The following is a 25108-nucleotide window of genomic DNA, read 5'->3' as shown; positions in this document are numbered from 1 at the left end:
GATTGGTTCTACTCTTCTTCCCACTCGGCTCGGACCAGCTCTTCGTTCACAACCCGGTCGCCGGTCCATGAAACCTGGAGCACACCAAGTGGTTCTGGCTGCTCGAATGCTACCGTCCTGGCCCGATACAGTTCGAGCAGCGCCAAGAACCGTCCGACGATCTGGATCGGCGCCTCGCAGTCGGCCACCAGTTCCTTGAACGACGCCCACTGCCCCGCCCCGCGCGCCGACAAGAACTCCAACAGCAGCTCGGCCTGCTCCGGCACCGACACCTGCGACGCATGCAAGTGCTCGGTCGCGACGGTGGGAACCGGGCGCGGGGTGAACGCCGCGGCGGCGATGTCGGCGAAGGCTGCGGCGTCGACACCCAGCATGACCTCGGGAAGAAGCTCGGCGAAGCGATCCTCGACCGTCACCGCCCGGGGGTAGCTTCGCAGCGCTGCGGCCTCCAGCTCGGCGAACATCTCGGCGACATGCTTGAACGCGCGGTACTGCAGCAGCCGCGCGAACAACAGGTCGCGCACCTCGAGCAGCGCCAGATCTTCCTCGTCGTGCACATCACCGGCGGGCAGCAGCCGCGCGGCCTTGAGGTCGAGCAGTGTGGCAGCAATCACCAAAAAGGTGGTCGTCTCGTCGAGCTCGAGCTTCGGACCGATCTCCCGCGTGTAGGCGATGAATTCGTCGGTGACCTGATGCAGCGCGACCTCGGTGACATCCAGGCGGTGGGCGAAGATCAACTGCAGCAGCAGATCGAACGGACCCTCGAAGTTGGTCAGCCTGACACGGAAGCCCTTTTCAGGCGCCGGTGAATCGGTCACTTGCCGAAGCGGTCTATGACCTCGCGGGCCAGCGACCGGTATGCCTGTGCGCCAACCGATTTCGGCGCCCAGGTGGTGATGGGCTCGCCGGCGACACTGGTCTCGGGGAACCGCACGGTGCGGCTGATGACGGTGTCGAACACCAGGTCGCCGAAGCGCTCCAGGACCCGCGCCATCACTTCACGGGCATTGACGGTTCGATTGTCGAACCGGGTGATCAGAATGCCGCTGATCGTCAACCGCGGATTGAGCCGCTCCCGCACCTTGTCGACGGTGTCGGTGAGCAGTGCCAGCCCGCGCAGCGAGAAATACTCGCATTCGGTCGGGATGACCACCGCATCGGAGCAGGCCAGCGCGTTGACGGTGAGCAGGCCCAGCGACGGCTGGCAGTCGATCAGGACGTAGTCGTAGCGATCGAGTACGGGGTGCAGCGCGCGCGCCAGGGTCTGCTCGCGGCCCACCTCGTTGACCAGCTGGATCTCAGCGGCCGACAGGTCGATGTTGCTCGGCACCAGGTCCAGATTCTTGACCCGCGTGTTGATCAGCACCTCGTCGATGCTCACCCGCGGCTCGATCATCAGGTTGTGCACGGTGTGGGTCAGTTCGTAGTGCGGTACGCCCAGGCCCGCCGACAGCGCGCCCTGCGGATCCAGATCCACCAGCAGCACCCGCCGGCCGTACTCCGCCAGCGCCGCCCCCAGGTTGATCGTCGAGGTGGTCTTGCCGACCCCGCCCTTCTGGTTGCACATCGAGATGACCGTGGCCGGCCCGTGCGAGGTCAGCGGCTGTGGTTCGGGAATGTGGCGGGGCGGGCGGCCGGTGAGACCGATCGGTGTGGCTTCGTCTGCCTCGTCGGTCACGCCGTGCCCCCCGTCAGCAGGCTTTTCGGCGGCGTGGCGAACATCCGCGAAAGTCTAACGGTGTGTCGTCGCCACACGAGGCAGACCCGCGACATCATGCCCGCGGATGTGCGCCGGCCCATACCTCGCGCAGGGCATGCACCGTGACCAGCGTGTAGATCTGCGTCGTGGTCACCGAGGCGTGGCCGAGGAGTTCCTGGACGACGCGGACGTCGGCACCGCCGTCGAGAAGGTGGGTGGCGAACGAGTGACGCAGCGTGTGCGGTGATACCGCCGAGGAGATGCCGGCCCGTTCGGCGGCGTCCTGCAGCACCTGCCAGGCGCTCTGGCGCGACAGCTGCCCGCCACGCGCGTTGAGGAAGATCTTCGGCGTGCCGCGGCCCCGGCGCGCCAGGTCGGGACGGCCTCGCACCAGGTAGGCGTCCAGTGCCGCGATCGCCGGGCGGCCGACGGGCACCAGGCGCTGCTTGCCGCCCTTGCCGCGCAGCAGTACCGATCGGGCCTCGGTGTCGACGTCGTCGACGTCCAGGCCGACAGCCTCGGAGATCCGCGCGCCCGTGGAATACAGCAGCTCGAGCAGGGCGCGATTGCGCAGCGTCAGCGGCCCGTCCGACGGGCTGTCCCCGCCGGCGCCCTCGAGCAGTGCCAGCACCTCGTCGAGAGTGAGGCTCTTGGGGAGCCGACGACTCGGCGTGGGCGGCTTGACCGCGCGGGCGACGTCGATGCCGATGATCCCCTCGGCGGCGGCGAACCGGTGAAAGCCGCGCACCGCGATCAGGGCGCGCGCTGCCGAGACCGCCGACAACGGCACCACGCCGGCGTCGGGATCGCCACGGCGCAGCGCCACCAGAAACTCGCTAACGTCGTTCTCGCTGACTCCTGTCAGGTCGTCGATACCGCGCAACGACAGGTGCTCGACGTAGCGGCGCAGGTCGCGACGGTAGGAACTGATGGTGTTGGCGGCCACCCCGCGCTCGATGGTCAGGTGGTCGAGGTAGCCCTGCAGCTGCCCGTCCAGAGCGATTCGGAGGGCAGGAGCGGAGCGACCCGGGAGATCGGTTCGGAGGGCAGGAGCGGAGCGACCCGGGATATCAGCGGAGAACGTCGTCATCGGCGGGCCTTCCCCGCGGCGAACGCCGTCGGGCGGTCCGGGAACGGCACATCGACGGGCCGGGGCCGCTTGTCGTCGACGATCACCGCGTGTGCGGCCAGAATGCCCGCTACCGCAGTGGAATTCACGATCTCCCCGGAGAGCACCTGCTGCACCGCGTCGGCGATGTGGACCCAGTGCACTTCCATATCGGCTTCTTCGTCGTGGCCCTCGGGCCGCCCGACATCAGTGAGAATCCGGGCGAGATAGACACGCAGAGCCTCGTCGCTGAACCCTGGCGAGGACATCAGGTCGACCAGCACGTCCCAGCGTTCGGCGGTCAGGCCGGTCTCCTCGCGCAGCTCGCGCGCCGCGGCCTCGGTCGGGTCCTCCCCCGGCTCGTCGAGCAGCCCGGCGGGCAACTCCCACAGCCGGCGCCCGATCGGGTGCCGGTATTGGTAGACCATCGCAACCCGACCCGCTTCGTCAACCGCGACGACCGCCACCGCACCATAGTGCTCGACGACCTCGCGCTTGGCGATGTTGCCGCCCGGCATCCGGACCTGATCGACTCGCAGGGCGAGAATGTTTCCGCGGTAAGCGGTTTCAGAGGAGACAGTCTCGAAGTCGTGGTCAGCCACGGGCTGAGTGCTCTGGAACCTGCTCGGCCAGCGGCTGGGCCGCCTCCTCCGGGCGTTCCTTGCCGTTGGAGTGCTGTTCTGGGATCTCCAGGGACAGCCGCTCGCCCGCCTTGTAGTCGATGGCCGCACCGATGAACGACACGAACAGCGGATGCGGCCGGGTCGGCCGGCTCTTGAGCTCCGGATGGGCCTGTGTGCCGACCAGGAACGGATGCACGTCGCGCGGGTACTCGACGAACTCGACCAGATGACCGTCCGGTGAGGTGCCGGAGAACTGCAGGCCGCTCTGCGCGATCCGGTCGCGATAGGAATTGTTGACCTCGTAGCGGTGGCGGTGCCGCTCGGACACATGCGTCGAGTCGTACGCCTCGGCGACGATCGAACCGACTTCCAGCGTCGCCGGGTAAGCACCCAACCGCATGGTGCCGCCCAGATCAGCCTCACCGGCGACGGCCTCACGCTGGTCAGCCATCGTAGAGATCACGGGATCCGGTGTGGCCGGTTCGAATTCGGCCGAGTTGGCTTCGGTCAGCCCCACCGACCGGGCCGCCTCGATCACGATGCACTGCAACCCCAGGCACAGGCCGAGGACCGGCAGCCCACGCTGGCGGGCGTGGCGGATCGCGCCGATCTTGCCTTCGATGCCGCGGATGCCGAACCCGCCGGGAATCAGCACGCCGTGCACGTCACCCAACGCAACGGCCGCGCCGCTGTCGGTCTCGCAGTCGTCGGAGGCGACCCAGCGCATCTCGACCTTGGCGCGGTGTGCGAACCCGCCCGCGCGCAGCGCCTCGGCCACCGACAGATAGGCATCGGAGAGGTCGACGTACTTGCCCACCAACGCGATTCGGACGGTTTCCTTGGGCTCGTGCACCCGACGCAGCAGGTCGTTCCACTGCGTCCAGTCGACATCGCGGAACGGCAGATTGAGCCGGCGCACCACATAGGCGTCGAGTTCCTCGCGGTGCAGCACCTTCGGAATGTCATAGATCGACGGCGCATCGGGCGTCGAGATCACCCCGTCGATGTCGACGTCACACATCAGCGCGATCTTGTTCTTCAGCGGCTCGGGCACGTCACGATCGCAGCGCAGGATCAGCGCGTCGGGACTGATACCGATGCTGCGCAGCGCAGCCACCGAGTGCTGGGTGGGTTTGGTCTTCAACTCGCCCGACGGCGCCAGATACGGCACCAGGGATACGTGCAGGAAGAAGCAGTTCTCCCGGCCGACCTCGTGGCGGACCTGGCGTGCGGCCTCCAGAAATGGCAGCGACTCGATGTCGCCGACGGTGCCACCGATCTCGGTGATCACCACGTCGGGCCGGTTTCCCGCGGCATCGGGCTCGGCCATCGCCAGGATGCGGCCCTTGATCTCGTCGGTGATGTGCGGGATCACCTGCACGGTGTCGCCGAGGTACTCGCCGCGGCGCTCCTTGGCGATCACCGACGAATACACCTGCCCGGTGGTCACATTGGCCGAGCCGGACAGGTTGCGGTCCAGGAAGCGCTCGTAATGCCCGACGTCGAGGTCGGTCTCGGCGCCGTCCTCGGTGACGAACACCTCACCGTGCTGGAACGGGTTCATCGTTCCCGGGTCGACGTTCAGATAGGGGTCGAGCTTCTGCATCGTCACCTGCAGGCCGCGCGCGGTCAGCAACTGACCGAGGCTGCTGGCAGTCAGGCCCTTACCGAGGGACGAGACAACTCCACCGCTGACGAAGATGTGTTTGGTGGCGGTCTGCGGGTGCTTGCGCAGTGGGGGCAAGAGCAACCTCCGTGACGTCGGGCAGGGGATCGCTGGGAACTGCCTGGGGCCTGCCTACCCACGGAATCTCACCCTAACACCGACGCCGACAAGCCGGCGCTAACACGCCAGTGGCCTTCGTTACCTCTGCGTTGCCCGGCGTCTACTGCGGGACGGTGAGGGACGCCGCGCCCGGCCCGATGCCGAACTTGCCCGACGGTGCCCCGTTGATCAGGTTCTGCAGGGCCAGCACGGTGGTGATGCGGCCCGACTCGGAACTGATGTCGTCGACGGTGGTCACGTCGGCGGCCATCCCGGCGTCAGCCCGCGTCACCGCGAGCGCCGCGGTTCCGGTGGCCGATCCGTCCCGGCCGGCGAGCACTGTTCCCGATCCGTGCGGGGCCATCCCCGCGGCGAATCGGGCGACCGTGGAGCCCTGGTTGCCTGCGTCATCGCCCAGAGCTCCGCCGGTCACCACGACCGCGGTGTTGGCAGCGGCCAGGCGATCGCCCTGGTAGGTCAGAAAGCCGGTGTCGCGCAGCGCGGCCAGCACGGTGTCGCGCTGGGTGTCATCCGCCGGGCGGATCGCGGGGTTGCGGTTGATCAGCAGCGCGATGCCGAGCAGGTCGCCGGCCTGCGAGCCCTGGTCGACCAGCGTGGTGCTCAGCTGCGCGCCGGCCGGCACGATCGAGGAGTTGACCACCGAGCGCAGCTTCTCCGCGGAGTTGGCGTCGACGAACTGCTGCGTCAGCGCGACCGTGCCGGTGACCGTTCCGCCGGCCTGTCCGATCAGCCGACTTGTCGCCGCCACGTCATCGTCGTTGGCGTCGGGGGTGCGGAACAACACCACCGACTTACCGGCCAGCGCGTCCTTGACGATCCGGCTCGACATCTGCTTGTCGAAATCGTCGGCAGCACTGAGCTTTTCGTTCAGCGCGTTGCGTTGATCGGTGAGCGAGGTGATCTGTTTGCTGAGGTCCTGCTTTTCGTCGCGCAATCCGGACAGCAACGTGTCGGACAGCACGCCGGAGCCCAGGAAGACGCCGACGGCCAGCGCAAGGAACACCGCAGCCAACGAAATGGCATGGTGGCGTAGCGAAATCACAGCGGTGAGCCTTTCTGCTCTACGCCTAGGTCACCCAGCTCTGCACCCACAGCGAGAAGCGGTTCCAGTAGGTCACAATCCAGTCGATGACGAATGTGTCGGCCCGCGACACCCACAATGCGGCGATGATCGCGAATAGCACCGCGAGGATCAGCATGGCGATTGCGCCACCGGAGATGTGGTTCCGGTACAGCGTGGCAACAGCTTTCGCATCGACGAGCTTCTCGCCGACCTTGAGCCGGGTGAGGAACGTCGACGGGTTGCTCTGCTGGCGGGAGCGGTCGAAGAACTCCTCGATGCTCGCCGAGTGACCGGCCGTCACGATCAGCGAGGCGCCGTGGTGATCGACGAGCAGCAGCGCCAGGTCGGCGGCCGAGCCGGCCGCCGGGAACGTCATCGCTCCGATGCCCAGGTCCTGAATGCGTTCCAAGCCGTTGGCGTGCCCGTCGGCGTCGGCGGGAAGGACCACCTGCGCACCGCTCTTGAGCACGTCGGCGCTCATCTGGTCGGGGTTGCCGACGATCAGCTGGGGCCGGTAGCCGTTCTTCTGCAGCAGGTCCGCGCCGCTCTCCACACCGATGAGCACCGGTTGGTACTCCTTGATGAAGGGCTTGAGTGCCTTGAGGTCGTCTTCGGCGCCGGGCCCGTCGGCCACCACCAGGACGTGGCGGCGGTACACGTCGACGTCGATGTCCGGGATGCCGATACCGTCGATCAGCAGCGGGCTCTCGCTGCGGATGAATTCGATGGTGTTGCCCGCGAACGCCTCCAGGTGCGCAACCAGCCCGGTCTTGGCGTCCTGCATGAGGTCGGCGATCTCTTCGTCGCTGCGCTCGACGCCCAGGGCCAGCCGTCGATCACCGGCATACACCCCACCGTTGTGCAGCCGGATCTTCGCGCCGTCTTTGATCTTCTTGAAGACTTCGGGGCCCGCGCTGTCGATCAGCGTGATGTTGTTGGCCACCAATACTTCCGGGCCGAGGTTCGGGTACCGGCCCGAGATCGACGGGGAGGCGTTGACCACTCCGGCGATGTTCGCGTCGACCAGAGCGTCAGCGGTCATCCGGTCCAGGTCGAGAATGTCGAGCACCACGATGTCCCCCGGGCCGACGCGGCGCAGCAGGCGATCGATATCGCGATCGACGCGGGCTGTCCCCACGACTCCTGGTCGTGCACCGGTATTACGGGAGAGAAGCGCTGACATCTTCATGCTGGGATTCTGTCGGCGACCGGACGGATATCCGCGGAGGCGCGCCGTAACACCAGCCACACAAGTCACATTTTGTCACAGCAGTAACACAGTTCGGATACGCGATTGCCCACACCCCGCGGCCCCCACCGGTTACCGTCAGCTAACCGATCGACGGAGCCGAACATGAGCCGAATATCCCGCGCGACCTGGGTCAGTGGGCTGCTCGTCGGGCTGGGAGTGGGCGCGGCTCTGCTGGCCGGGGGCGGCGTCGCCAGCGCCGAGTCGCCCGGTACCGGTTCAGCGACCCACGGGTCCAGCACCTCGGCAGGTTCGGTCGGCCACTCGCGGCCGCCGTCGACCGCGACGGTGCCCAGAGCCCGCAAGACACCCACTGCGTCAAGGCTTTCCACCCCCGCGGCGGGCGTCGCCAGACCCGCGCCGCGTCCTGTGGGGTCACCGCCTCCGGTGCCGGCTTTCGTCGCGGCGGTCACGACGTTCTTCGACGACCTCCACGACTCACTGACCGGAGCCCCGGAGGCCCGTCCCACTCCGGTCGAGACGACGACAACTGCCTACGGGGCGATCGGGAAGTGGATGCTCGGCCGCAGCGGCGGCCTCGCCGACTGGCCGAACCAGCAATATCCGTTCAAGGCGTTGTACCAACCGATCAACCTGATCATCCTCGATCCGACGTCGACCACCGCCGAGGAATCGGCCGGCAAGCTCAACGCCGCCCTGGGTGCGGCCGGGTTCCCGGCGCAGCCGGTCCACTCCACGGGGTATCAGGGTCTGATCGACGGCGTCGTCTACGGGCAGCAGCCCACCGGACCCGAGCAGGCGTTCTCGAACGCCCATTGGCTGCTGACCAACGATCACGGCCGAGTGTTCGGCGCGGCGCCCGCCCCCGGCGGGAACGGCTACGTGTGGACCGCCTCGTTCAGCCGCGAGCGTCCCGGCCTCTTCTATGTGGTCCCCACCCACGTCTACGTGTCGTTCAATCGGGCCAGGGACGCGGTCCGCGCCGCGCTGGTGCGCACCGGCGCAACCGATCTGGGTCTGGTCGACATGGACAACGAGCTCGACCGCCGGACAAGCACCACCGGCGACCACGACGGCTATGCCGTCGTCATCCAGCTCAGCTGAGTCCCCGGTCGCCCTGGGCGGCGTCGAGCAGCTCTCGGGCGTGCGCGCGGCCGGTGTCGGACTCCCCCAACCCGGCCAGCATCCGCGCCAGCTCCCCCACCCGCTGTTCGGTGTCCAGGCGGCGCACCTCGCTGGTCCCGTTGCCGGCACTGTCAACGACGAGGTGGCTGTCGGCGTAGGCGGCGACCTGTGGAAGATGGGTGACGACGATGACTTGATGGCTGCGGGCAAGCCGTGCCAGCCGGCGGCCGATCTGCACCGCGGCCCGGCCACCGACGCCGGCGTCCACCTCGTCGAACACCATCGTGGTGCCTTCCGCCGACGCGGCCAGCACCACTTCCAATGCGAGCATCACGCGGGACAGCTCACCACCGGAAGCGCTCTTGTTCAGCGGAAGGACATCGGTGCCGCGGTGCGCGGTGAACCCGAACTCGACCAGGTCGATGCCCTCGCCACCGGCATGCACGGTCTCGCCCGACGGCAACCGCAACGGTGCGCTGTCGTCGTCGCGGGCCGGCATCAGCGACACCGTGACGCTGAAGTCGGCGTGCGTCATCGCCAGCCCGGTCAGCTCCGCCGTGATGGCCTTGGCCAAGCCCTTCGCCGCCTTGGTGCGGGCTTTGGACAACTCCAGGGCGGACGTCGCCACCTGACCGGCGAGCTCGTCGACGCGGCGGCCCAGCCCGGCCAGCGCGTCCTCGGAGACGTCGAGCTGCGCCAGGCGCTCCCGGGACTCCGTGGCCCACGCCAGCACACCGTTGACGTCCGCGGCGTACTTGCGGGTCAGGTTGCGCAGCTCGGCCTGGCGCGCCAGCTTGCTCTCCAGTGCGCTGGCGTCATCGGGGAGGTCGCCCAGGAAGTCGCCGAGTTCGCGGGCGACGTCGCCTGCGACGGTCAGCGCGTCGGTGAGCTGACGGGCCAGCGCGCCCAGTGCGGGATCGTCGGTGGACTGCAGCAGGGCCGCCGCACGCCCCAACGTATCTGTGGCCGAACGGGGTTCGCCGTCGGTGAGGTCGTCGGCCGAGAGATTGGCGCGCGCCCCGGCGACCGCTTCGCGTAGCGCGTCGAGTTCGGAGAGCCGGCGGATGTCGGCCACCAGCGATTCGTCTTCACCCGGAGTCGGGTCGACGCCGTCGATCTCGGTCAGCGCGAACTTCAGCCGGTCCGCCTCCTGAGCCAACTCGCGCGCCCGGTTCGTCCGGTCGACCAGATCCCGCCGGGCCACCTGCCATTGGTCGCGCAGCTTCTTGTAGCGCTCGAGTTTTGCGTCCACGCCGGTGAAGCGGTCCAGGGCGGCTCGCTGCTCCTCGGGGCGCATCAGCCGCAGCTGGTCGTTCTGGCCGTGCAGCGTCAGCAGCTCCGAGGTGAACGTCGACAACGACTTGGCCGGCACGCTGCGCCCGCCGAGATAGGCCCGCGACGGCCCGTCGCGGCTGACCGTGCGCAGCGCGATGATGCTGCCGTCGTCGTCGCGGTCGGCGCCGGAGGAATCCAGGATCTCGTCGATCCTCTTGCCGGTGGCATCGTCGAGTTCGGCAGTGGCGAAACGGCCTTCGACGACGGCCCGCTCCGCACCCGACCGCACCCTGGTGGCGTCGGCGCGCGCCCCGCCCAGCAGGTGCAGTCCCGTCACCACCATGGTCTTGCCGGTGCCGGTCTCGCCGGTCAGCACGGTCAGGCCGCGGTCGAACTCCGCGGTGGCGGCGCTGATCGCGCCCAGTGACTCGATCCGGATCTCAGCCAGCATCGCCGGATCACTGCCCCCGCCAGCCGGTGACCGGCAGCCGGAATTTGCGCACCAGGCGATCGGTGAACGGCGCGCTGTCGAGGCGCACCCACTTCAGTGGTGTCGTGCATTTGGTCACCTCGAGCCGCCCGCCGGCCGGCACCCGCATCTCGCGGCGACCGTCGCAGAACACCAGCGCCTCGTGGCTGTCGTCCTCGATCTCGATGGCGATCAGCGCAGTCGGGCTGGTCACCATCGGGCGCGCGAACAACGCGTGAGCGTTGTTGGGCACCACGATCATTGCCTCCAGATCCGGCCACACCACGGGCCCGCCGGCCGAGAACGCGTAGGCGGTGGAGCCGGTCGGGCTGGACACCAGGACACCGTCGCAGCCGAAGGCGGACACTGGCCTGCCGTCGATCTCCAGCACGACGCCGATCACCCCGAGCCGCGCGCCCTTCTCCAGACTGGCTTCATTGAGGGCCCAACCGCGGGCGATGACCTCACCCTTGGCGCGCACCGCGATGTCGAGGGTCATCCGCTCCTCGACGCGGTAGGTGCGGGTGACGACATGCTCGAGGACGGTGTCGATGGCTTCGGCTTCGGCCTCGGCCAAAAACCCGATGCGTCCCAGGTTGATGCCGAGCACGGGAATCTCCGCGTTGCGGGCCAGTTCGGCGGCGCGCAGGAAGGTGCCGTCACCTCCGAGGACAAGCACCAGCTCGCACCCGACGGCCGCGTTGGCATCGGCGTCGACCACCTCGGTGGTCGAGCCCACCGCCTGCATTTCGGTGGGGTCGAAATGGGTGCCGCGATCCACTGACTCGGCAGAGAGCACACGCAGCGCTATGCCGTTGTCGCCCAACACCTTTTCCACCCGACGAGCCGTCTCGATAGCCTCCTCGCGGGCAGTGTGTACGACGAGCAGGATCGCCCGCTCAGAAGTCATTGCGGTCCTTCCGCGACGGCGCGGCGTACCGCGGCGTCCAGTTCGTCTCCGTGCAATCCGTTGTCTGTTTCGGCACGCAGCCACAAAAAGTATTCGACGTTGCCCGAGGGGCCGGGCAGCGGGCTCGCGGTCGCGCCGACGGTCTGCCAGCCGAGCTGACCGGCGCGAGCGGCCACGGCCAGTACCGCAGAGGCCCGCAATTCCGGATCGGACACCACCCCGCCTGCACCGACCTGCTCGCGACCGACCTCGAATTGTGGCTTCACCATGGGAACGATATCGGCGTGCGCCGACGCGCAGACAGTCAGTGCGGGCAGCACCGTGGCCAGTGAAATGAACGACAGGTCGGATACCACGAGGTCGACGGGGCCGCCGATCGCATCGGGGGTCAGGTCCCGCACATTCGTGCGCTCGATGACCGCCACCCGCGGATCGGAGCGCAGCGACCAGGCCAGCTGGCCGTAGCCGACGTCGACGGCCACGACTTCGGTGGCGCCGCGGTCCAGCAGCACCTCGGTGAAGCCGCCGGTCGAGGCGCCGGCGTCGAGGCAGCGCCGACCGGCCGGGTCGATGCCGAAGGCGTCGAGGGCACCGATGAGCTTGTGGGCGCCGCGCGACACCCAGGTGCGTTCGTCGCCGGCCTCGACGGTCAGGTTGGCGGTGATGGCGACCGCGGTGGCGGGTTTGACCGCACGCATGCCGTCGATGCTGACCCGGCCGGCGCCGATGAGTTCGGCCGCCTGCTGTCGTGACCGCGCCAGTCCACGACGGACCAGCTCAGCGTCAACCCGGGCACGCCGCGTCATGCGCGAACTCAGCCCTTCTCCACCGATTCCAGCGCATTGACCAGAATCTGGTGCGCTTCCTCGAGCTGCCGTCCGACGGCATCGATGTCGACACCGGCGACGTCGACGCTGTCTGGATCGACGCTGGGCACCTGGGCCAGCACGGCGTCGATATCGGCGCGAATCTGTTCGGGGTCGGCGTTCATATCACCGTTCACGCTAGCTGATCCGGCGCCGTCAGCAGGGACCAGCGCCGCAGCGCGGCGCGTGCGGCATCGTCACCGGCGCGCACCTCCAGTTGGCGTTCGGCATCCCACACCGCACGAGCAGTGGCACGGACCACCGAGAGCCCGTCGTCGCTGTGGTCTGCGCCCGCCGCGCTCACGATCACCGAGCCGTCGCTGACCTCGACACGCCAGGCCGCCTGCTCGGCCACCCGCAGCGCCTCGGAGCCGGTGTGCAGATCGCGGAGGTCTGCGCCGATGTAGGTAGGACGTTGCTCCGGGACCGCGTGCACCGCCTCGGCCGCGGTGCTCACCCCGCACAGCACCATGAGGCTGGGCAGATCCGCGGCGTTGGCACCGGCGATATCGGTGTCCAGGCGGTCACCGACCACCAGCGGAGTGTCAAAGGAACCCCGCGCCAACGCATCTCGCATCAGTGCCGGAGCGGGTTTTCCCGCCACCTGGTACTTGGCGTCGGTGGCCGTTCGCAGCGCGGCGACCATCGAGCCATTGCCGGGGAGTAGACCTCGTTCGGTGGGCAGGGTGCGGTCAATGTTGGCGGCAACCCAGAGCGCACCGGAGCGGATGGCAAGCGCAGCCTCGGCCAGGTCGGGCCATCCGGTCGTCGTCGAGTGTCCCTGCACGACGGCGACGGGTCCGTCATCGAACCGTCGGACCGGCTGCAGCCCGACCGCCTCGACCTCACCGGCCAGCGCGTCGGTCCCGACGATCAGCACCTTCGACCCCGGCTTCAGCTGCTGGGCCAGCAGCCGTGCCGCACTCTGGGCGCTGGTCACCACATCGGCGGCGTCCGCGACGAAGCCGAGCTCGCGCAGATGGGCGGCCACGTCCTCTGCGGCGCGAGACGCGTTGTTGGTGACGAACAGCTTGCGGGTCTGCGCGGCGTCGAGGGCATCGATGGCGCCCTCGGTCGGCTCATGACCGCGGAACACGGTGCCGTCCAAATCGAGCAGCAAGCAATCATGTTGCTGCGCAAGGGTAGTCATCTCAGGCCAGCTCGCCGACCCGGTCTTCGGCGTCGGTGACGCCTTCGACGTCGGCGGCGGCGGCATGGATGAACCACTGCAGCGCATCCTCACCGCGATCGAGGGCCAGGAGCGTCTCGGCGTAGGCGTAGAACAGTCGGGCGGCGGTCGAGCCGGTGCGCGAGGGGTCGGGTTGGGGCGTGGACAACACCACCAGCGCCTGCTCGAGTTGACCGAGGTCGGCACGTGCCCCGGCAGCGACGATCCGCAGCTCGTCGGCGTCGTCGCCGGTCAGCTCGGCCGCTTCGGGGCTGCGGGCCAGTTCGATGGCACGTTCGGGCCGGCCTACGCCGCGTTCGCAGTCGGCGATCAGCGGAAGCAATTGCGACTTGCTGCCCATCCGCCGGGCGGCACGGAACTCGGACAGCGCCTGGGCCCAGTCACCGCACTGGTAGGCAGCGATGCCGACGGCTTCGCGTACCGCCGCGATCCGACCCGAACGGGCCCGCGCGGCCTGGGCGTGTTCCAGAGCGGCCTGCGGATCCTCGTCGAGCAGTTCGCCGGCCGCGACCAGGTGACGGGCGACGGTGTCGGCGGTCGCACGATCCAAAGTCGAGAGCTCGCCGCGGATTTCGGGCGCGAGTTGCTTGGCCTCGATAGACGACGGAATGACCGGACCGGCCTGGGTTGCGCTGCTTCTGTCGTCGCCGGGGGTCTGCCGTGGCTGTGCCGGACGGGCACGGCCCGGCCCCGACCGGCGTGGCGCGTTGCTGCCCCAGCGGTCGCGGTTTCCAGCGCCGGCCGCCGAGGGACGACGGGGCGGACGCCCGCCGGAATTGCCTTGCCTGTCATCGACCACCCGTAAAGGATACGGGCAGGCCTCAGACAGTCACAATTCGGATAATTGAAAAGCGGCGAATGGAATTCGGAATTCAAATGGAAACGCCCCCCGATTTCTCGGGGGGCGTTTCACTAAATTGTGTTCGGCGGTGTCCTACTTTTCCACCCTGTTGGGTAGTATCATCGGCGCTGGTAGGCTTAGCTTCCGGGTTCGGGATGGGACCGGGCGTTTCCCTGCCGCTATGGCCGCCGTAACTTTATTCACTCTTTTTTGAGTGTCCCCCGTGTGTGGGGGAGGTTTAGTTTTGGTGGTGGGGTGCAGTGTTGTGACTGCTGTGGTGTGGTTGCGGGCGTTGATGTGCGTCTTACAGTGTCCGAATCAACTGGTTGTTTGTTTTGGTTGTTGTAAGTTTTCGGCCGGTTAGTGCCAGTTCCCTGAACACCTTGCGGTGCGTATAGGTCTGGTCTATCGATCCCGTGGTCTGCGGGGGGCCTTATCCCTCTAAAAGGGTGAGAAACCTGGTCTTGGAGAAGGTTTCCCGCTTAGATGCTTTCAGCGGTTATCCTGTCCGAACGTGGCTATCCAGCGGTGCCCCTGGTGGGACAACTGGTGGACCAGAGGTTCGTCCGTCCCGGTCCTCTCGTACTAGGGACAGGTTTCCTCAAGTTTCTGACGCGCGCGGCGGATAGAGACCGAACTGTCTCACGACGTTCTAAACCCAGCTCGCGTGCCGCTTTAATGGGCGAACAGCCCAACCCTTGGGACCTGCTCCAGCCCCAGGATGCGACGAGCCGACATCGAGGTGCCAAACCATCCCGTCGATATGGACTCTTGGGGAAGATCAGCCTGTTATCCCCGGGGTACCTTTTATCCGTTGAGCGACACCCCTTCCACTCGGGGGTGCCGGATCACTAGTCCCGACTTTCGTCCCTGCTTGACATGTCCGTCTCGCAGTCAAGCTCCCTTGTGCACTTGCACTCAACACCTGATTGCCGTCCAGGTTGAGGGAACCTTTGGGCGCCTCCGTTACATTTTAGGAGGCAACCGCCCCAGTTAAACTACCCACCAGGCACTGTCCCTGGACCGGATATACGGTCCGAAGTTAGAAGTCCAATACGATCAGAGTGGTATTTCAACAATGACTCCGCCCACACTGGCGTGTGAGTTTCACAGTCTCCCACCTATCCTACACAAACCGTATCGAACGCCAATACCAAGCTATAGTGAAGGTCCCGGGGTCTTTTCGTCCTGCCGCGCGTAACGAGCATCTTTACTCGTAGTGCAATTTCGCCGAGTCTATGGTTGAGACAGTTGAGAAGTCGTTACGCCATTCGTGCAGGTCGGAACTTACCCGACAAGGAATTTCGCTACCTTAGGATGGTTATAGTTACCACCGCCGTTTACTGGGGCTTAAATTCTCCGCTTCACCCAAGGGTTAACGGGTCCTCTTAACCTTCCAGCACCGGGCAGGCGTCAGTCCGTATACATCGTCTTGCGACTTCGCACGGACCTGTGTTTTTAGTAAACAGTCGCTTCTCACTGGTTTGTGCCACCCCCCACCGCTGCCGGCAGCAAGTGCCATGACAGTAGGAGGTCCCCCTTCTCCCGAAGTTACGGGGGTATTTTGCCGAGTTCCTTAACCATAGTTCACTCGTACGCCTTGGTATTCTCTACCTGACCACCTGTGTTGGTTTGGGGTACGGGCCGTGTGTGCGCTCGCTAGAGGCTTTTCTTGGCAGCAAAGGATCACCGAATTCGCCTCACTCGGCTATGCATCACCTCTCAGGATATATGCCAGACGGATTTGCCTATCTGACTCCCTACGGGCTTGCCCCAGTATTACCACTGACTGGTACGGCTACCTACCTGCGTCACCCCGTCGCTTGACTACTACCCACCCGGGTCTCGCGCAGCCGGTGACCCCCGCTTCCCGAAGGAATTGGTGGGACACCATTTGGGCGATTAGCAGAATGGATTCATCAGGGACGCTCACACACGGGTACGGGAATATCAACCCGTTGTCCATCGACTACGCCTGTCGGCCTCGCCTTAGGTCCCGACTCACCCTGGGCGGACTGGCCTGGCCCAGGAACCCTTGGTCTTTCGGCGGGCAAGGTTCTCACTTGCCTTATCGCTACTCATGCCTGCATTCTCACTCCCACACCCTCCACAGCTCCATTACCAGGCTGCTTCACCGGTGTGCAGGACGCTCCCCTACCCATCGAACAAGTTCGATGCCGCGGCTTCGGCGGTGTGCTTGAGCCCCGCTACATTATCGGCGCACAATCACTTGACCAGTGAGCTATTACGCACTCTTTCAAGGGTGGCTGCTTCTAAGCCAACCTCCTGGTTGTCTCTGCGACTGCACATCCTTTTCCACTTAGCACACGCTTAGGGGCCTTAGCCGGCGATCTGGGCTGTTTCCCTCTCGACGTACGGAGCTTATCCCCCGCCGTCTCACTGCCACGCTTTCACTTACCGGCATTCGGAGTTTGGCTGACGTCAGTAACCCTGTGGGGCCCATCGGCCATCCAGTAGCTCTACCTCCGGCAAGAAACACGCAACGCTGCACCTAAATGCATTTCGGGGAGAACCAGCTATCACGGAGTTTGATTGGCCTTTCACCCCTACCCACAACTCATCCCCTCAGTCTTCAACCTAAGTGGGTTCGGGCCTCCACGCGGTCTTACCCGCGCTTCACCCTGGCCATGGGTAGATCACTCCGCTTCGGGTCCAGAACACACCACTACACCACACACTGTTGTGTGGATACGCCCTATTCAGACTCGCTTTCGCTACGGCTACCCCACACGGGTTAACCTCGCGACATGTCCCTGACTCGCAGGCTCATTCTTCAAAAGGCACGCCATCACCCCACCACGAAGGAGGGCTCTGACGGATTGTAAGCGCACGGTTTCAGGTACTATTTCACTCCCCTCCCGGGGTACTTTTCACCATTCCCTCACGGTACTAATCCGCTATCGGTCACTGAGAAGTATTCAGGCTTACCGGGTGGTCCCGGCAGATTCACAGCAGATTCCACGGGCCCGCTGCTACTCGGGAACAGTTCCACAGGAGCCGTGATGTTTTCAGTTACGGGGCTCTCACCCACTACGGCAGGCCATCCCAGGCCACTTCACCTAACACCACGGTTTATCACTCCCGCCCCGGCCGGCAGACCGAAGACGAAACGTCCCACAACACCGCACACACAACCCCTGCCGGGTATCACATGCATACGGTTTAGCCATCCTCCGCGTTCGCTCGCCACTACTAACGGAATCACAATTGTTTTCTCTTCCTACGGGTACTGAGATGTTTCACTTCCCCGCGTTCCCCCCCGCACCCTATGTATTCAGATGCGGGTGACACGACATCACTCGTGCCGGGTTTCCCCATTCGGACATCCTCGGATCAACGCTCGGTTGGCAGCTCCCCGAGGCATAACGCAGCCTCCCACGTCCTTCATCGGCTCCCAGTGCCAAGGCATCCACCATGCGCTCTTACACACTTACAACACAAAAAACCAATTCGAAAAAAAGAAATTGCACATCAATCGCACCCACACACCACCCACCAGAGCCGAAACCCCAGACAGGCACCATGTGCGCGCTAGATGCTCGCAACCACTATCCACAAATCAAACACCACACCCCACCACCAAAGATGGAGCAACAACACGCCGACCCCGCCAACGCAGAGCCACCCGGGAACCCGGGCACGGGCCTGTTGTCTCAAAGCCCAACAGTGTGTTTGGCAGCACCAGACAACCCCCCAAAAGGAAGGTCCCCGTCCTGGATGTTTGCTTGTCGTGCACCAGACCCCCACCCACTACAGGCGAGAGGCCATCCAACGAATCGACCAGGACACCGAACCCCCACACGATGTGGGCGGACCTGATTCTCGTGGTGCTCCTTAGAAAGGAGGTGATCCAGCCGCACCTTCCGGTACGGCTACCTTGTTACGACTTCGTCCCAATCGCCGATCCCACCTTCGACGGCTCCCTCCCACAAGGGGTTAGGCCACCGGCTTCGGGTGTTACCGACTTTCATGACGTGACGGGCGGTGTGTACAAGGCCCGGGAACGTATTCACCGCAGCGTTGCTGATCTGCGATTACTAGCGACTCCGACTTCACGGGGTCGAGTTGCAGACCCCGATCCGAACTGAGACCGGCTTTGAAAGGATTCGCTCCACCTCACGGCATCGCAGCCCTTTGTACCGGCCATTGTAGCATGTGTGAAGCCCTGGACATAAGGGGCATGATGACTTGACGTCATCCCCACCTTCCTCCGAGTTGACCCCGGCAGTCTCTCACGAGTCCCCACCATTACGTGCTGGCAACATGAGACAAGGGTTGCGCTCGTTGCGGGACTTAACCCAACATCTCACGACACGAGCTGACGACAGCCATGCACCACCTGCACACAGGCCACAAGGGAACCGACATCTCTGCCGGCGTCCTGTGCATGTCAAACCCAGGTAAGGTTCTTCGCGTTGCATCGAATTAATCCACATGCTCCGCCGCTTGTGCGGGCCCCCGTCAATTTCTTTGAGTTTTAGCCTTGCGGCCGTACTCCCCAGGCGGGGTACTTAATGCGTTAGCTACGGCACGGATCCCAAGGAAGGAAACCCACACCTAGTACCCACCGTTTACGGCGTGGACTACCAGGGTATCTAATCCTGTTCGCTCCCCACGCTTTCGCTCCTCAGCGTCAGTTACTGCCCAGAGACCCGCCTTCGCCACCGGTGTTCCTCCTGATATCTGCGCATTCCACCGCTACACCAGGAATTCCAGTCTCCCCTGCAGTACTCAAGTCTGCCCGTATCGCCCGCACGCCCACAGTTGAGCTGTGAGTTTTCACGAACAACGCGACAAACCACCTACGAGCTCTTTACGCCCAGTAATTCCGGACAACGCTCGCACCCTACGTATTACCGCGGCTGCTGGCACGTAGTTGGCCGGTGCTTCTTCTACAGGTACCGTCACTTGCGCTTCGTCCCTGCTGAAAGAGGTTTACAACCCGAAGGCCGTCATCCCTCACGCGGCGTCGCTGCATCAGGCTTGCGCCCATTGTGCAATATTCCCCACTGCTGCCTCCCGTAGGAGTCTGGGCCGTATCTCAGTCCCAGTGTGGCCGGACACCCTCTCAGGCCGGCTACCCGTCGTCGCCTTGGTAGGCCATTACCCCACCAACAAGCTGATAGGCCGCGGGCCCATCCCACACCGCAAAAGCTTTCCACCACACACCATGAAGCATGCGGTCCTATTCGGTATTAGACCCAGTTTCCCAGGCTTATCCCAAAGTGCAGGGCAGATCACCCACGTGTTACTCACCCGTTCGCCACTCGAGTACCCCGAAGGGCCTTTCCGTTCGACTTGCATGTGTTAAGCACGCCGCCAGCGTTCGTCCTGAGCCAGAATCAAACTCTCCAAACAAAAACCCCTCACCCAAAGGCAAGGCAGAATTCGAATCAGAACAAGCCTGACCTAACAAAACAAGACACCAAACACTTGGCATCAAAAAAACCGCACCCCAACACGGGGGTATCAGAATGCGGCAAAAAACAACAACAAACAAAAACCACCAAACACACTATTGAGTTCTCAAACAACAGTCCCTGGCAACCTCCCGGCCGCGCAACGATCCCGCGACCAAAAGGCCGCGGATCACGTAGAGCGGACAGTAGGAACACCCTGTATTCCAGGGTTATTCCCGGGGATATCGTCGCGCTCTCCGGGCTGGCCGTGTCGCGGCGACTTGGAATAAGTTACAGACGAGCTAACAGGGAGTCAAATCGCCTGCTAGATCGGCGTTTCGCCCGCACGCCGAAGGCTCAAACCCGCTGCACCCCAGCGACATTCCGCTTCCCGCGGCGCAGCACCAACCAGCGCCCGTGCAGGAAGTGGGACGGTTGTGCCACCCAGTCCTCGCTGTTGATCTTCTCGTTGTTGACCGACACGCCCCCTTCGGCGATGGTGCGCTTGGCAGCGCCCTTGCTCGCCGACAGACCGGTGGCCACCAACAGATCGACGATGCCGTCCGCACCGCCCGGGCCGAGTTCGGCCACCGTCGTCTCCCGCAGCGCGGCCGACAGAGTCGGTTCATCGAGCCGGGATAGCTCGCCTCTGCCGAACAACGCCTGCGACGCGTGCTCGACGGCCTCAGTGGCGGCGGGGCCGTGCACCAACGTGGTGAGTTCTTGGGCCAGCCGCCGCTGTGCGGCGCGCTCATGTGGACGTTCCGCCGTGGCCTGCGCGAGCTCGGCCAGTTCGTCGGCAGACAGGAATGTGAACCAGCGCAGGTACCGGACCACGTCGGCGTCGGCGGTGTTGACGAAGTACTGATACCAGGCGTATGGGCTGGTCATCTCCGGATCCAGCCATAGGCTGCCGCCTCCGGTGGACTTGCCGAACTTGGTCCCGTCCGCAGCGGTGACCAGCGGCACGGTCAGCGCATGGACGCTCGCGCCCAGCGTCTGACGAACCAGCCGCACCCCGGCGATGATGTTGCCCCACTGATCGGAGCCACCGATCTGCAGCGAGCAGCCGTAGCGCCGGTGCAGCTCCACATAGTCGTTGGCCTGCAGCAGCATGTAGCTGAATTCGGTGTACGAGATGCCGTCACCGTCGAGCCGGCGACGGATCGTGTCGCGGTCGAGCATCACGTTCACCGAGAAGTGCTTGCCGACGTCGCGCAGGAAGTCGATGGCGCTCAGCTGCGCGGTCCAGTTCAAGTTGTTCTCCACGACCGCCCCGCTGGATGACTCGTCGAAGTCGACGAAACGCTCCAATTGGCCGCGGATTCGCTCGGCCCACTGCGCGACGGTGTCGGTGGTGTTCATGGTCCGCTCGCCGGTGTCGCGAGGATCACCAATCATTCCGGTGGCGCCGCCGGCCAGCACGATCGGCCGGTGTCCGGCCCGCTGGAATCGACGAAGTGTGAGCAACGGCACCAGATTTCCCGCGTGCAGGCTCGGCGCGGTCGGATCGAACCCGCAATACACAGTCATCGGGGGCTGCGCGGCTGCCGCGGCCAGCGCGTCGATATCGGTCGACTGCGCAATCAGCTCCCGCCAGCCCAACTCGTCGAGAATCGTCGTGCTCATGGGTTGATCTTCCCGCATGGGATGCGCTCAGTCGCTCGCGCCCGGGATTGGCGCGCGGGGACTGCGACGGTAGGCCGACACCTCCGGACGTCCGGTGAGCCACAATCGCCACGGCCGATCGGCGGCCTGCGAGACCCCAACCCGCGGACCCGAGCTCTCGGGTCCATCCTCGTCACCGAGCTGGACGGTCACCGGCGAGGCCGGATCGAAGACGTCGACCCCGTTGTCGTCCATCACGATGCCCAGCGCCGAACAGAGGTTGCCCGGACCACGGGCCAACGCCGCCGGGCGAACCGACGGGCCGCGCCGGACCTGCGCCACGTCCAGACCCGACTCGATCGCCGCGGCCCGCACCAGCACCGCCGCAGCCGTGCCGTCGGGGCCGCACGACACGTTGGCGCAGACATGGATGCCGTGGCTTCGATACGTATACAGGTGACCGGCCGGGCCGAACATGACGTTGTTGCGGATGCTCGGACCCCGATACGAGTGGGCCGAGGCGTCCGGCCACGGGCCGTCCGGCGGGCCGCCGTAGGCCTCGACCTCCACGATCAGCGCGCTGACACCCCGGCAGCTGATGACCCCGCCGAGCAGAAGTCGCGCTGCCGAGACCGGATCCGTGTCCAGCTGATCACCCATCGGACGAAATTCTGCCCCAGCCCTTGACCTGCCCCGCGATCGGGAGCATTATTCATCGCGTGATGAGTTCATCGGTTGATGAATTAATGGCCGGCGGTACTGAAGCCGCCATCCTGGTCGAGCACCTGCACGTGGTGCGCGGTAAGCGGGTCGCCCTTCACGACATCTCGGTCACGATCCCCCGCGGTTCGATCACCGGGCTACTCGGCCCGTCGGGCTGCGGCAAGACCACGCTGATGCGCAGCATCGTCGGAACCCAGATCGTCACGTCGGGAACCGTGACCGTGCTCGGCCACCCGGCCGGCTCCCCCGCGCTGCGGCACCGGGTCGGCTACGTCACCCAGGATCCGACGATCTACAACGACCTGCGGGTCATCGACAACGTCCGCTACTTCGCCGCGCTGTACGGCGCCAGCCCCGCAGTGGCCGATCGCGCGGTCGACGACGTCGGACTGCGTGATCACGCCTCCGCGTACTGCGCCAACCTGTCGGGCGGACAGCGCGCCCGGGTGTCGCTGGCCTGCGCGCTGGTCTGTGCGCCCGATCTGCTGGTGCTCGACGAGCCGACCGTCGGCCTCGATCCCGTGCTGCGGGTGGACCTGTGGGCCCAGTTCGACGCGCTGGCCCGCCGGGGCACCACCTTGCTGGTGTCCAGTCACGTGATGGACGAGGCCGACCACTGCGCGGGACTGCTGCTCATGCGCGAAGGCCGACTGCTGGCCCAGACCACCCCCGCACGACTGCGAGAGGACACCGGATGCACATCACTGGAGGAAGCGTTCCTGTCCATCATCAGGCACAGCACCGCAGCGCCAGCAAGCTGAGGCCGCGTCCCTTCCTGGGCGCCTACCTGGCCACCACCGGCCGCATTCTGCGCCAACTGCGGGCCGACCACCGGAGTGTCGCAATGATCCTCGTGGTGCCCAGCGCCGTGATTACGTTGATGTACTTCATGTTCGACGACGTGCCGACGTTCCCGGGCGCGGTCTCGCCGTTCCAGACGACATGCCTGATCCTGCTCGGACTGTTCCCACTATTCGTGATGTTCCTGATCACCTCGATCACCATGCAGCGCGAACGATCCTCGGGAACGTTGGAACGAATCCTGACCACCCCGTTACGACGGCTGGACCTGCTGGCCGCCTACGGCTCGGCATTCTCGGTCGCGGCCGCTGCGCAGGCAATCCTGGCGTGCGTCGTCGCGTTCTGGCTGTTGGGTTTCGACACCAAGGGCAGCCCGCTGTGGGTGTTCGTCATCGCGGTCATCAACGCGGTGTTGGGTGTCGGCCTCGGCTTGCTGGCAAGCGCGTTCGCCCGCACCGAATTTCAGGCCGTGCAGTTCATGCCGGTGGTCATCGTCCCCCAGCTGTTGCTGGCCGGAATCATCGTGCCGCGCAATCAGATGCCGACCTGGCTGGAATGGATCAGCAATGCGATGCCGGCCAGCTACGCACTGGAGGCATTACAGCAGGTGAACAGCCACACCGACCTGACCGCCGTCGCGATCCGGGACATCATCGTGGTCCTCGCTTTCGCGATGGCGGCGATGGCACTGGCCGCGGCCACCCTGCGACGGCGCACCCCGTGACCGGCGAACCCCGGCAGGCCAAGCGCCCCGGACGCCCGCGGGGCGCGTCCGACACCCGCGAACGGATCCTGACCAACGCACGAGAGCTGTTCGCCCGCAACGGGATCGACAAGACGTCGATCAGGTCGATCGCCGCCGCCGCGGGCGTCGACTCGGCCCTGGTGCATCACTACTTCGGCACCAAGGAACAACTGTTCGCGGCGGCGATCAATATCCCGATCGACCCGATGGCCGTGCTGGTTCCGCTGCGCGACACGCCAATCGACGAACTCGGCCACGTCCTTCCGTCGATTCTTCTGCCGCTGTGGGACTCGGAGATGGGCAAAGGGTTGATCGCGACGATGCGGTCCCTGCTGGCGGGTGCCGACGTGAGTCTCGTGCGCTCGTTCCTCCAGGAGATCGTCACCGCCGAAGTCGGTCGCCGAGTGGACAACCCACCCGGTACGGGACGATTGCGCGTGCAGTTCGTGGCCTCGCAACTGGTGGGTGTGGTCATGGCGCGCTACATCATCGGGCTGGAGCCGTTCGCGTCCCTGACACCGGAACAGATCAGCGCGACGATCGCGCCCACGTTGCAGCGCTACCTCACCGGGGAGCTGCCCGCACTGTCTTGAGAGTCACCCCAGGATGGGGAAACGCCGTTGGCGCGACAGCCGGTTCAGTGCCCGTTGCATGACGCGGCGGACATGGGTGTCGACCTCGTCGACGTCCGGGTTCTTCCCGAACGCCGCCGGATCCACCGGCTCGAGGACCTCCATCACGATTTTCGACGGCAACGGCAGATTCGGCGGAAAGGTGACCGTCAGCCCGAACGGAAGGCCGGCCGTCGCAGGGAGAATATCCATCCGGATCTTGGTGAGCCCCAACAGCTTCGCGAAGCGCGTGCCCCGGCCGAGGAAGAACTGGGTCTCCTGGGCGCCGATCGAGACCATCGGTACGATCGGCACACCGGTTTCGATCGCGGTGCGCGCGTACCCGGTTCGACCGTCGAAGTCGATGACGTTCTGCCGCGACGTGGGCCGGTACGCGTCGTAATCCCCGCCGGGGAACACCAGCACGACCGCTCCGGCGTTCAGTGCCGCCCTGGCAGTCTCCGGGCTGGCGTGCACCACTCCGAGGCGTGGCAGCAGCGGACCCCATGGCGCGATGAAGATTCCGTAATGCGCCAGTGTGTACAAGGGTCGGTCGTAGCCGAACTCGGCATAGAACGCCGGCCCGAAGATCGGTACGTCGGGCGTCAGCATGCCCCCCGAGTGGTTGCACACCAATAACGCACCGCCTGACGGTGGCACCAACCCGAGACCACGCACCTCGGCGCGAAAGTACAACCGCAACAACGGCCACATCAGGCCAAGCACGTGCCGGGTGAAGGAAGGATCCCAGCTGGCGAGTTCGCCACGCATCGGCTCGGCGACGTCGTCGTCCCCCATGGCGCAACGGTACGCCCGACCCGGCCTGGTGGGTCAGGACTCCGAGTGCGCCATCAGACGCTCATGCTCGTCGGGGCTGACGTCGACGGCTTCGTCGACCAGCAACACCGGGATGTCGTCCTCGATGCGGTAGGCCTTGTGCAGGCGGGGGTTGTACAGAACGTCGTCCACCAGGAGCAGCGGCCCGCGGTCGGCAGGGCACACCAAGATGTTCAGCAGTTTCTCGTCGAGCATGTGG

At 65.4% G+C, this 25108-nt stretch carries 21 protein-coding genes and 3 rRNA genes; 4 read left to right on the top strand and 20 right to left on the bottom strand.

The annotated features are described in order from the left end of the window. Window positions 1-8: 8 nt before the first annotated feature. The 7 genes from D3H54_RS12980 to steA all read right to left on the bottom strand — a co-directional run bounded on the left by D3H54_RS12980 (window position 9) and on the right by steA (window position 7468). On the bottom strand, window positions 9-818 hold the full coding sequence (locus tag D3H54_RS12980; RefSeq protein WP_168214850.1) for a segregation/condensation protein A: 810 nt from the start codon (window positions 816-818) through the stop codon (window positions 9-11). Continuing rightward, window positions 815-1678: a ParA family protein gene (locus tag D3H54_RS12975; RefSeq protein WP_036344816.1), complete on the bottom strand. Its 864-nt coding sequence runs from the start codon at window positions 1676-1678 to the stop codon at window positions 815-817. Before D3H54_RS12975 ends, D3H54_RS12980 begins: the two co-directional genes overlap by 4 nt. A gap of 94 nt (window positions 1679-1772) precedes the next feature. Continuing rightward, the gene (gene xerD, locus D3H54_RS12970; protein ID WP_286199224.1) at window positions 1773-2789 is read right to left on the bottom strand and encodes a site-specific tyrosine recombinase XerD; all 1017 of its coding nucleotides are present in this window, start codon (window positions 2787-2789) and stop codon (window positions 1773-1775) included. Beyond that, window positions 2786-3409 carry an NUDIX domain-containing protein gene (locus tag D3H54_RS12965; protein WP_149379380.1) on the bottom strand — a complete coding sequence of 208 codons (624 nt, stop codon included), beginning with the start codon at window positions 3407-3409 and terminating at the stop codon, window positions 2786-2788. Before D3H54_RS12965 ends, xerD begins: the two co-directional genes overlap by 4 nt. Further along, on the bottom strand, window positions 3402-5165 hold the full coding sequence (pyrG, locus tag D3H54_RS12960) for a CTP synthase (protein ID WP_168215069.1): 1764 nt from the start codon (window positions 5163-5165) through the stop codon (window positions 3402-3404). Before pyrG ends, D3H54_RS12965 begins: the two co-directional genes overlap by 8 nt. Window positions 5166-5316: 151 nt before the next feature. Beyond that, on the bottom strand, window positions 5317-6258 hold the full coding sequence (locus D3H54_RS12955) for a copper transporter (protein WP_149379378.1): 942 nt from the start codon (window positions 6256-6258) through the stop codon (window positions 5317-5319). Between the two features lie 25 nt (window positions 6259-6283). Then, entirely contained in the window at window positions 6284-7468 is a 1185-nt protein-coding gene (gene steA / locus D3H54_RS12950) for a putative cytokinetic ring protein SteA (RefSeq protein ID WP_149379377.1), read from the bottom strand. A gap of 165 nt (window positions 7469-7633) precedes the next feature. Here steA and D3H54_RS12945 point away from each other — a divergent pair, with 165 nt between their 5' ends. Further along, window positions 7634-8593 carry a hypothetical protein gene (locus D3H54_RS12945; RefSeq protein WP_149379376.1) on the top strand — a complete coding sequence of 320 codons (960 nt, stop codon included), beginning with the start codon at window positions 7634-7636 and terminating at the stop codon, window positions 8591-8593. Here the strand turns inward: D3H54_RS12945 and recN are convergent. From recN to D3H54_RS12895, 11 genes are all read right to left on the bottom strand, one after another. Further along, a complete protein-coding gene (recN, locus tag D3H54_RS12940) occupies window positions 8586-10340 on the bottom strand; it encodes a DNA repair protein RecN (protein WP_149379375.1) in 1755 nt (584 codons plus the stop codon). The two genes, D3H54_RS12945 and recN, sit on opposite strands and share 8 nt — an antisense overlap. A 7-nt stretch (window positions 10341-10347) precedes the next feature. Further along, complete coding sequence (locus D3H54_RS12935) at window positions 10348-11268, bottom strand: NAD kinase (RefSeq protein ID WP_149379374.1); 921 nt, start codon at window positions 11266-11268, stop codon at window positions 10348-10350. After that, window positions 11265-12074 (bottom strand): TlyA family RNA methyltransferase, encoded by an 810-nt coding sequence (locus D3H54_RS12930; protein WP_149379373.1) that lies wholly within the window; start codon window positions 12072-12074, stop codon window positions 11265-11267. Before D3H54_RS12930 ends, D3H54_RS12935 begins: the two co-directional genes overlap by 4 nt. Window positions 12075-12082: 8 nt before the next feature. Beyond that, window positions 12083-12259: a hypothetical protein gene (locus D3H54_RS31205; RefSeq protein ID WP_168214849.1), complete on the bottom strand. Its 177-nt coding sequence runs from the start codon at window positions 12257-12259 to the stop codon at window positions 12083-12085. A gap of 8 nt (window positions 12260-12267) precedes the next feature. Then, complete coding sequence (locus D3H54_RS31485; protein ID WP_149379372.1) at window positions 12268-13284, bottom strand: HAD-IIA family hydrolase; 1017 nt, start codon at window positions 13282-13284, stop codon at window positions 12268-12270. A 1-nt stretch (window position 13285) separates the two neighbouring features. Beyond that, the gene (locus D3H54_RS31480) at window positions 13286-14122 is read right to left on the bottom strand and encodes a tetratricopeptide repeat protein (RefSeq protein WP_149379371.1); all 837 of its coding nucleotides are present in this window, start codon (window positions 14120-14122) and stop codon (window positions 13286-13288) included. A gap of 122 nt (window positions 14123-14244) precedes the next feature. Continuing rightward, window positions 14245-14357: ribosomal RNA gene (gene rrf / locus D3H54_RS12915) — 5S ribosomal RNA — on the bottom strand. A gap of 147 nt (window positions 14358-14504) precedes the next feature. Continuing rightward, window positions 14505-17621 (bottom strand): 23S ribosomal RNA (locus D3H54_RS12910). A gap of 402 nt (window positions 17622-18023) precedes the next feature. Continuing rightward, a 16S ribosomal RNA gene (locus tag D3H54_RS12905) occupies window positions 18024-19543 on the bottom strand. Together the 16S, 23S and 5S rRNA genes form the textbook arrangement of a ribosomal RNA operon. Window positions 19544-19941: 398 nt before the next feature. Further along, a complete protein-coding gene (gene tyrS, locus D3H54_RS12900; RefSeq protein ID WP_149379370.1) occupies window positions 19942-21213 on the bottom strand; it encodes a tyrosine--tRNA ligase in 1272 nt (423 codons plus the stop codon). A 27-nt stretch (window positions 21214-21240) separates the two neighbouring features. After that, complete coding sequence (locus tag D3H54_RS12895; protein WP_149379369.1) at window positions 21241-21852, bottom strand: DNA-3-methyladenine glycosylase; 612 nt, start codon at window positions 21850-21852, stop codon at window positions 21241-21243. Between the two features lie 59 nt (window positions 21853-21911). Here D3H54_RS12895 and D3H54_RS12890 point away from each other — a divergent pair, with 59 nt between their 5' ends. From D3H54_RS12890 to D3H54_RS12880, 3 genes are read left to right on the top strand one after another with little or no spacing between them, the layout of a single operon-like run. After that, on the top strand, window positions 21912-22676 hold the full coding sequence (locus D3H54_RS12890; protein WP_149379368.1) for an ABC transporter ATP-binding protein: 765 nt from the start codon (window positions 21912-21914) through the stop codon (window positions 22674-22676). Beyond that, window positions 22610-23440 (top strand): ABC transporter permease, encoded by an 831-nt coding sequence (locus tag D3H54_RS12885; RefSeq protein WP_168214848.1) that lies wholly within the window; start codon window positions 22610-22612, stop codon window positions 23438-23440. Before D3H54_RS12890 ends, D3H54_RS12885 begins: the two co-directional genes overlap by 67 nt. Next, on the top strand, window positions 23437-24054 hold the full coding sequence (locus D3H54_RS12880; RefSeq protein WP_149379367.1) for a TetR/AcrR family transcriptional regulator: 618 nt from the start codon (window positions 23437-23439) through the stop codon (window positions 24052-24054). The genes D3H54_RS12885 and D3H54_RS12880 overlap by 4 nt, the downstream gene beginning before the upstream one ends. 3 nt (window positions 24055-24057) lie before the next feature. On the opposite strand, the gene D3H54_RS12875 is transcribed toward D3H54_RS12880, so the two are convergent. Continuing rightward, window positions 24058-24870: a lysophospholipid acyltransferase family protein gene (locus D3H54_RS12875; RefSeq protein WP_149379366.1), complete on the bottom strand. Its 813-nt coding sequence runs from the start codon at window positions 24868-24870 to the stop codon at window positions 24058-24060. 33 nt (window positions 24871-24903) lie between these two features. After that, a complete protein-coding gene (locus D3H54_RS12870) occupies window positions 24904-25104 on the bottom strand; it encodes a Trm112 family protein (protein ID WP_149379365.1) in 201 nt (66 codons plus the stop codon). Between the last annotated feature and the right edge of the window lie 4 nt (window positions 25105-25108).

The sequence above is a fragment of the Mycobacterium sp. ELW1 genome (assembly GCF_008329905.1).
In the GTDB taxonomy this organism is placed as follows: domain Bacteria; phylum Actinomycetota; class Actinomycetes; order Mycobacteriales; family Mycobacteriaceae; genus Mycobacterium.
The sequence above is the reverse complement of the archived record's forward strand: the minus strand, read 5'-3'. Positions and strand labels throughout refer to the sequence as shown.

Coding starts and splice junctions, on each gene's coding strand:
- recN (WP_149379375.1), bottom strand. CDS start 10,340: ATGCTGGCTGAGATCCGGATCGAGTCACTGGGCGCGATCAGCGCCGCC.
- D3H54_RS31485 (WP_149379372.1), bottom strand. CDS start 13,284: ATGACTACCCTTGCGCAGCAACATGATTGCTTGCTGCTCGATTTGGAC.
- D3H54_RS12885 (WP_168214848.1), top strand. CDS start 22,610: ATGCACATCACTGGAGGAAGCGTTCCTGTCCATCATCAGGCACAGCAC.
- tyrS (WP_149379370.1), bottom strand. CDS start 21,213: ATGAGCACGACGATTCTCGACGAGTTGGGCTGGCGGGAGCTGATTGCG.
- D3H54_RS12945 (WP_149379376.1), top strand. CDS start 7,634: ATGAGCCGAATATCCCGCGCGACCTGGGTCAGTGGGCTGCTCGTCGGG.
- D3H54_RS31205 (WP_168214849.1), bottom strand. CDS start 12,259: ATGAACGCCGACCCCGAACAGATTCGCGCCGATATCGACGCCGTGCTG.
- steA (WP_149379377.1), bottom strand. CDS start 7,468: ATGAAGATGTCAGCGCTTCTCTCCCGTAATACCGGTGCACGACCAGGA.
- D3H54_RS12930 (WP_149379373.1), bottom strand. CDS start 12,074: ATGACGCGGCGTGCCCGGGTTGACGCTGAGCTGGTCCGTCGTGGACTG.
- D3H54_RS12895 (WP_149379369.1), bottom strand. CDS start 21,852: ATGGGTGATCAGCTGGACACGGATCCGGTCTCGGCAGCGCGACTTCTG.
- D3H54_RS12935 (WP_149379374.1), bottom strand. CDS start 11,268: ATGACTTCTGAGCGGGCGATCCTGCTCGTCGTACACACTGCCCGCGAG.
- D3H54_RS12870 (WP_149379365.1), bottom strand. CDS start 25,104: ATGCTCGACGAGAAACTGCTGAACATCTTGGTGTGCCCTGCCGACCGC.
- xerD (WP_286199224.1), bottom strand. CDS start 2,789: ATGACGACGTTCTCCGCTGATATCCCGGGTCGCTCCGCTCCTGCCCTC.
- D3H54_RS12875 (WP_149379366.1), bottom strand. CDS start 24,870: ATGGGGGACGACGACGTCGCCGAGCCGATGCGTGGCGAACTCGCCAGC.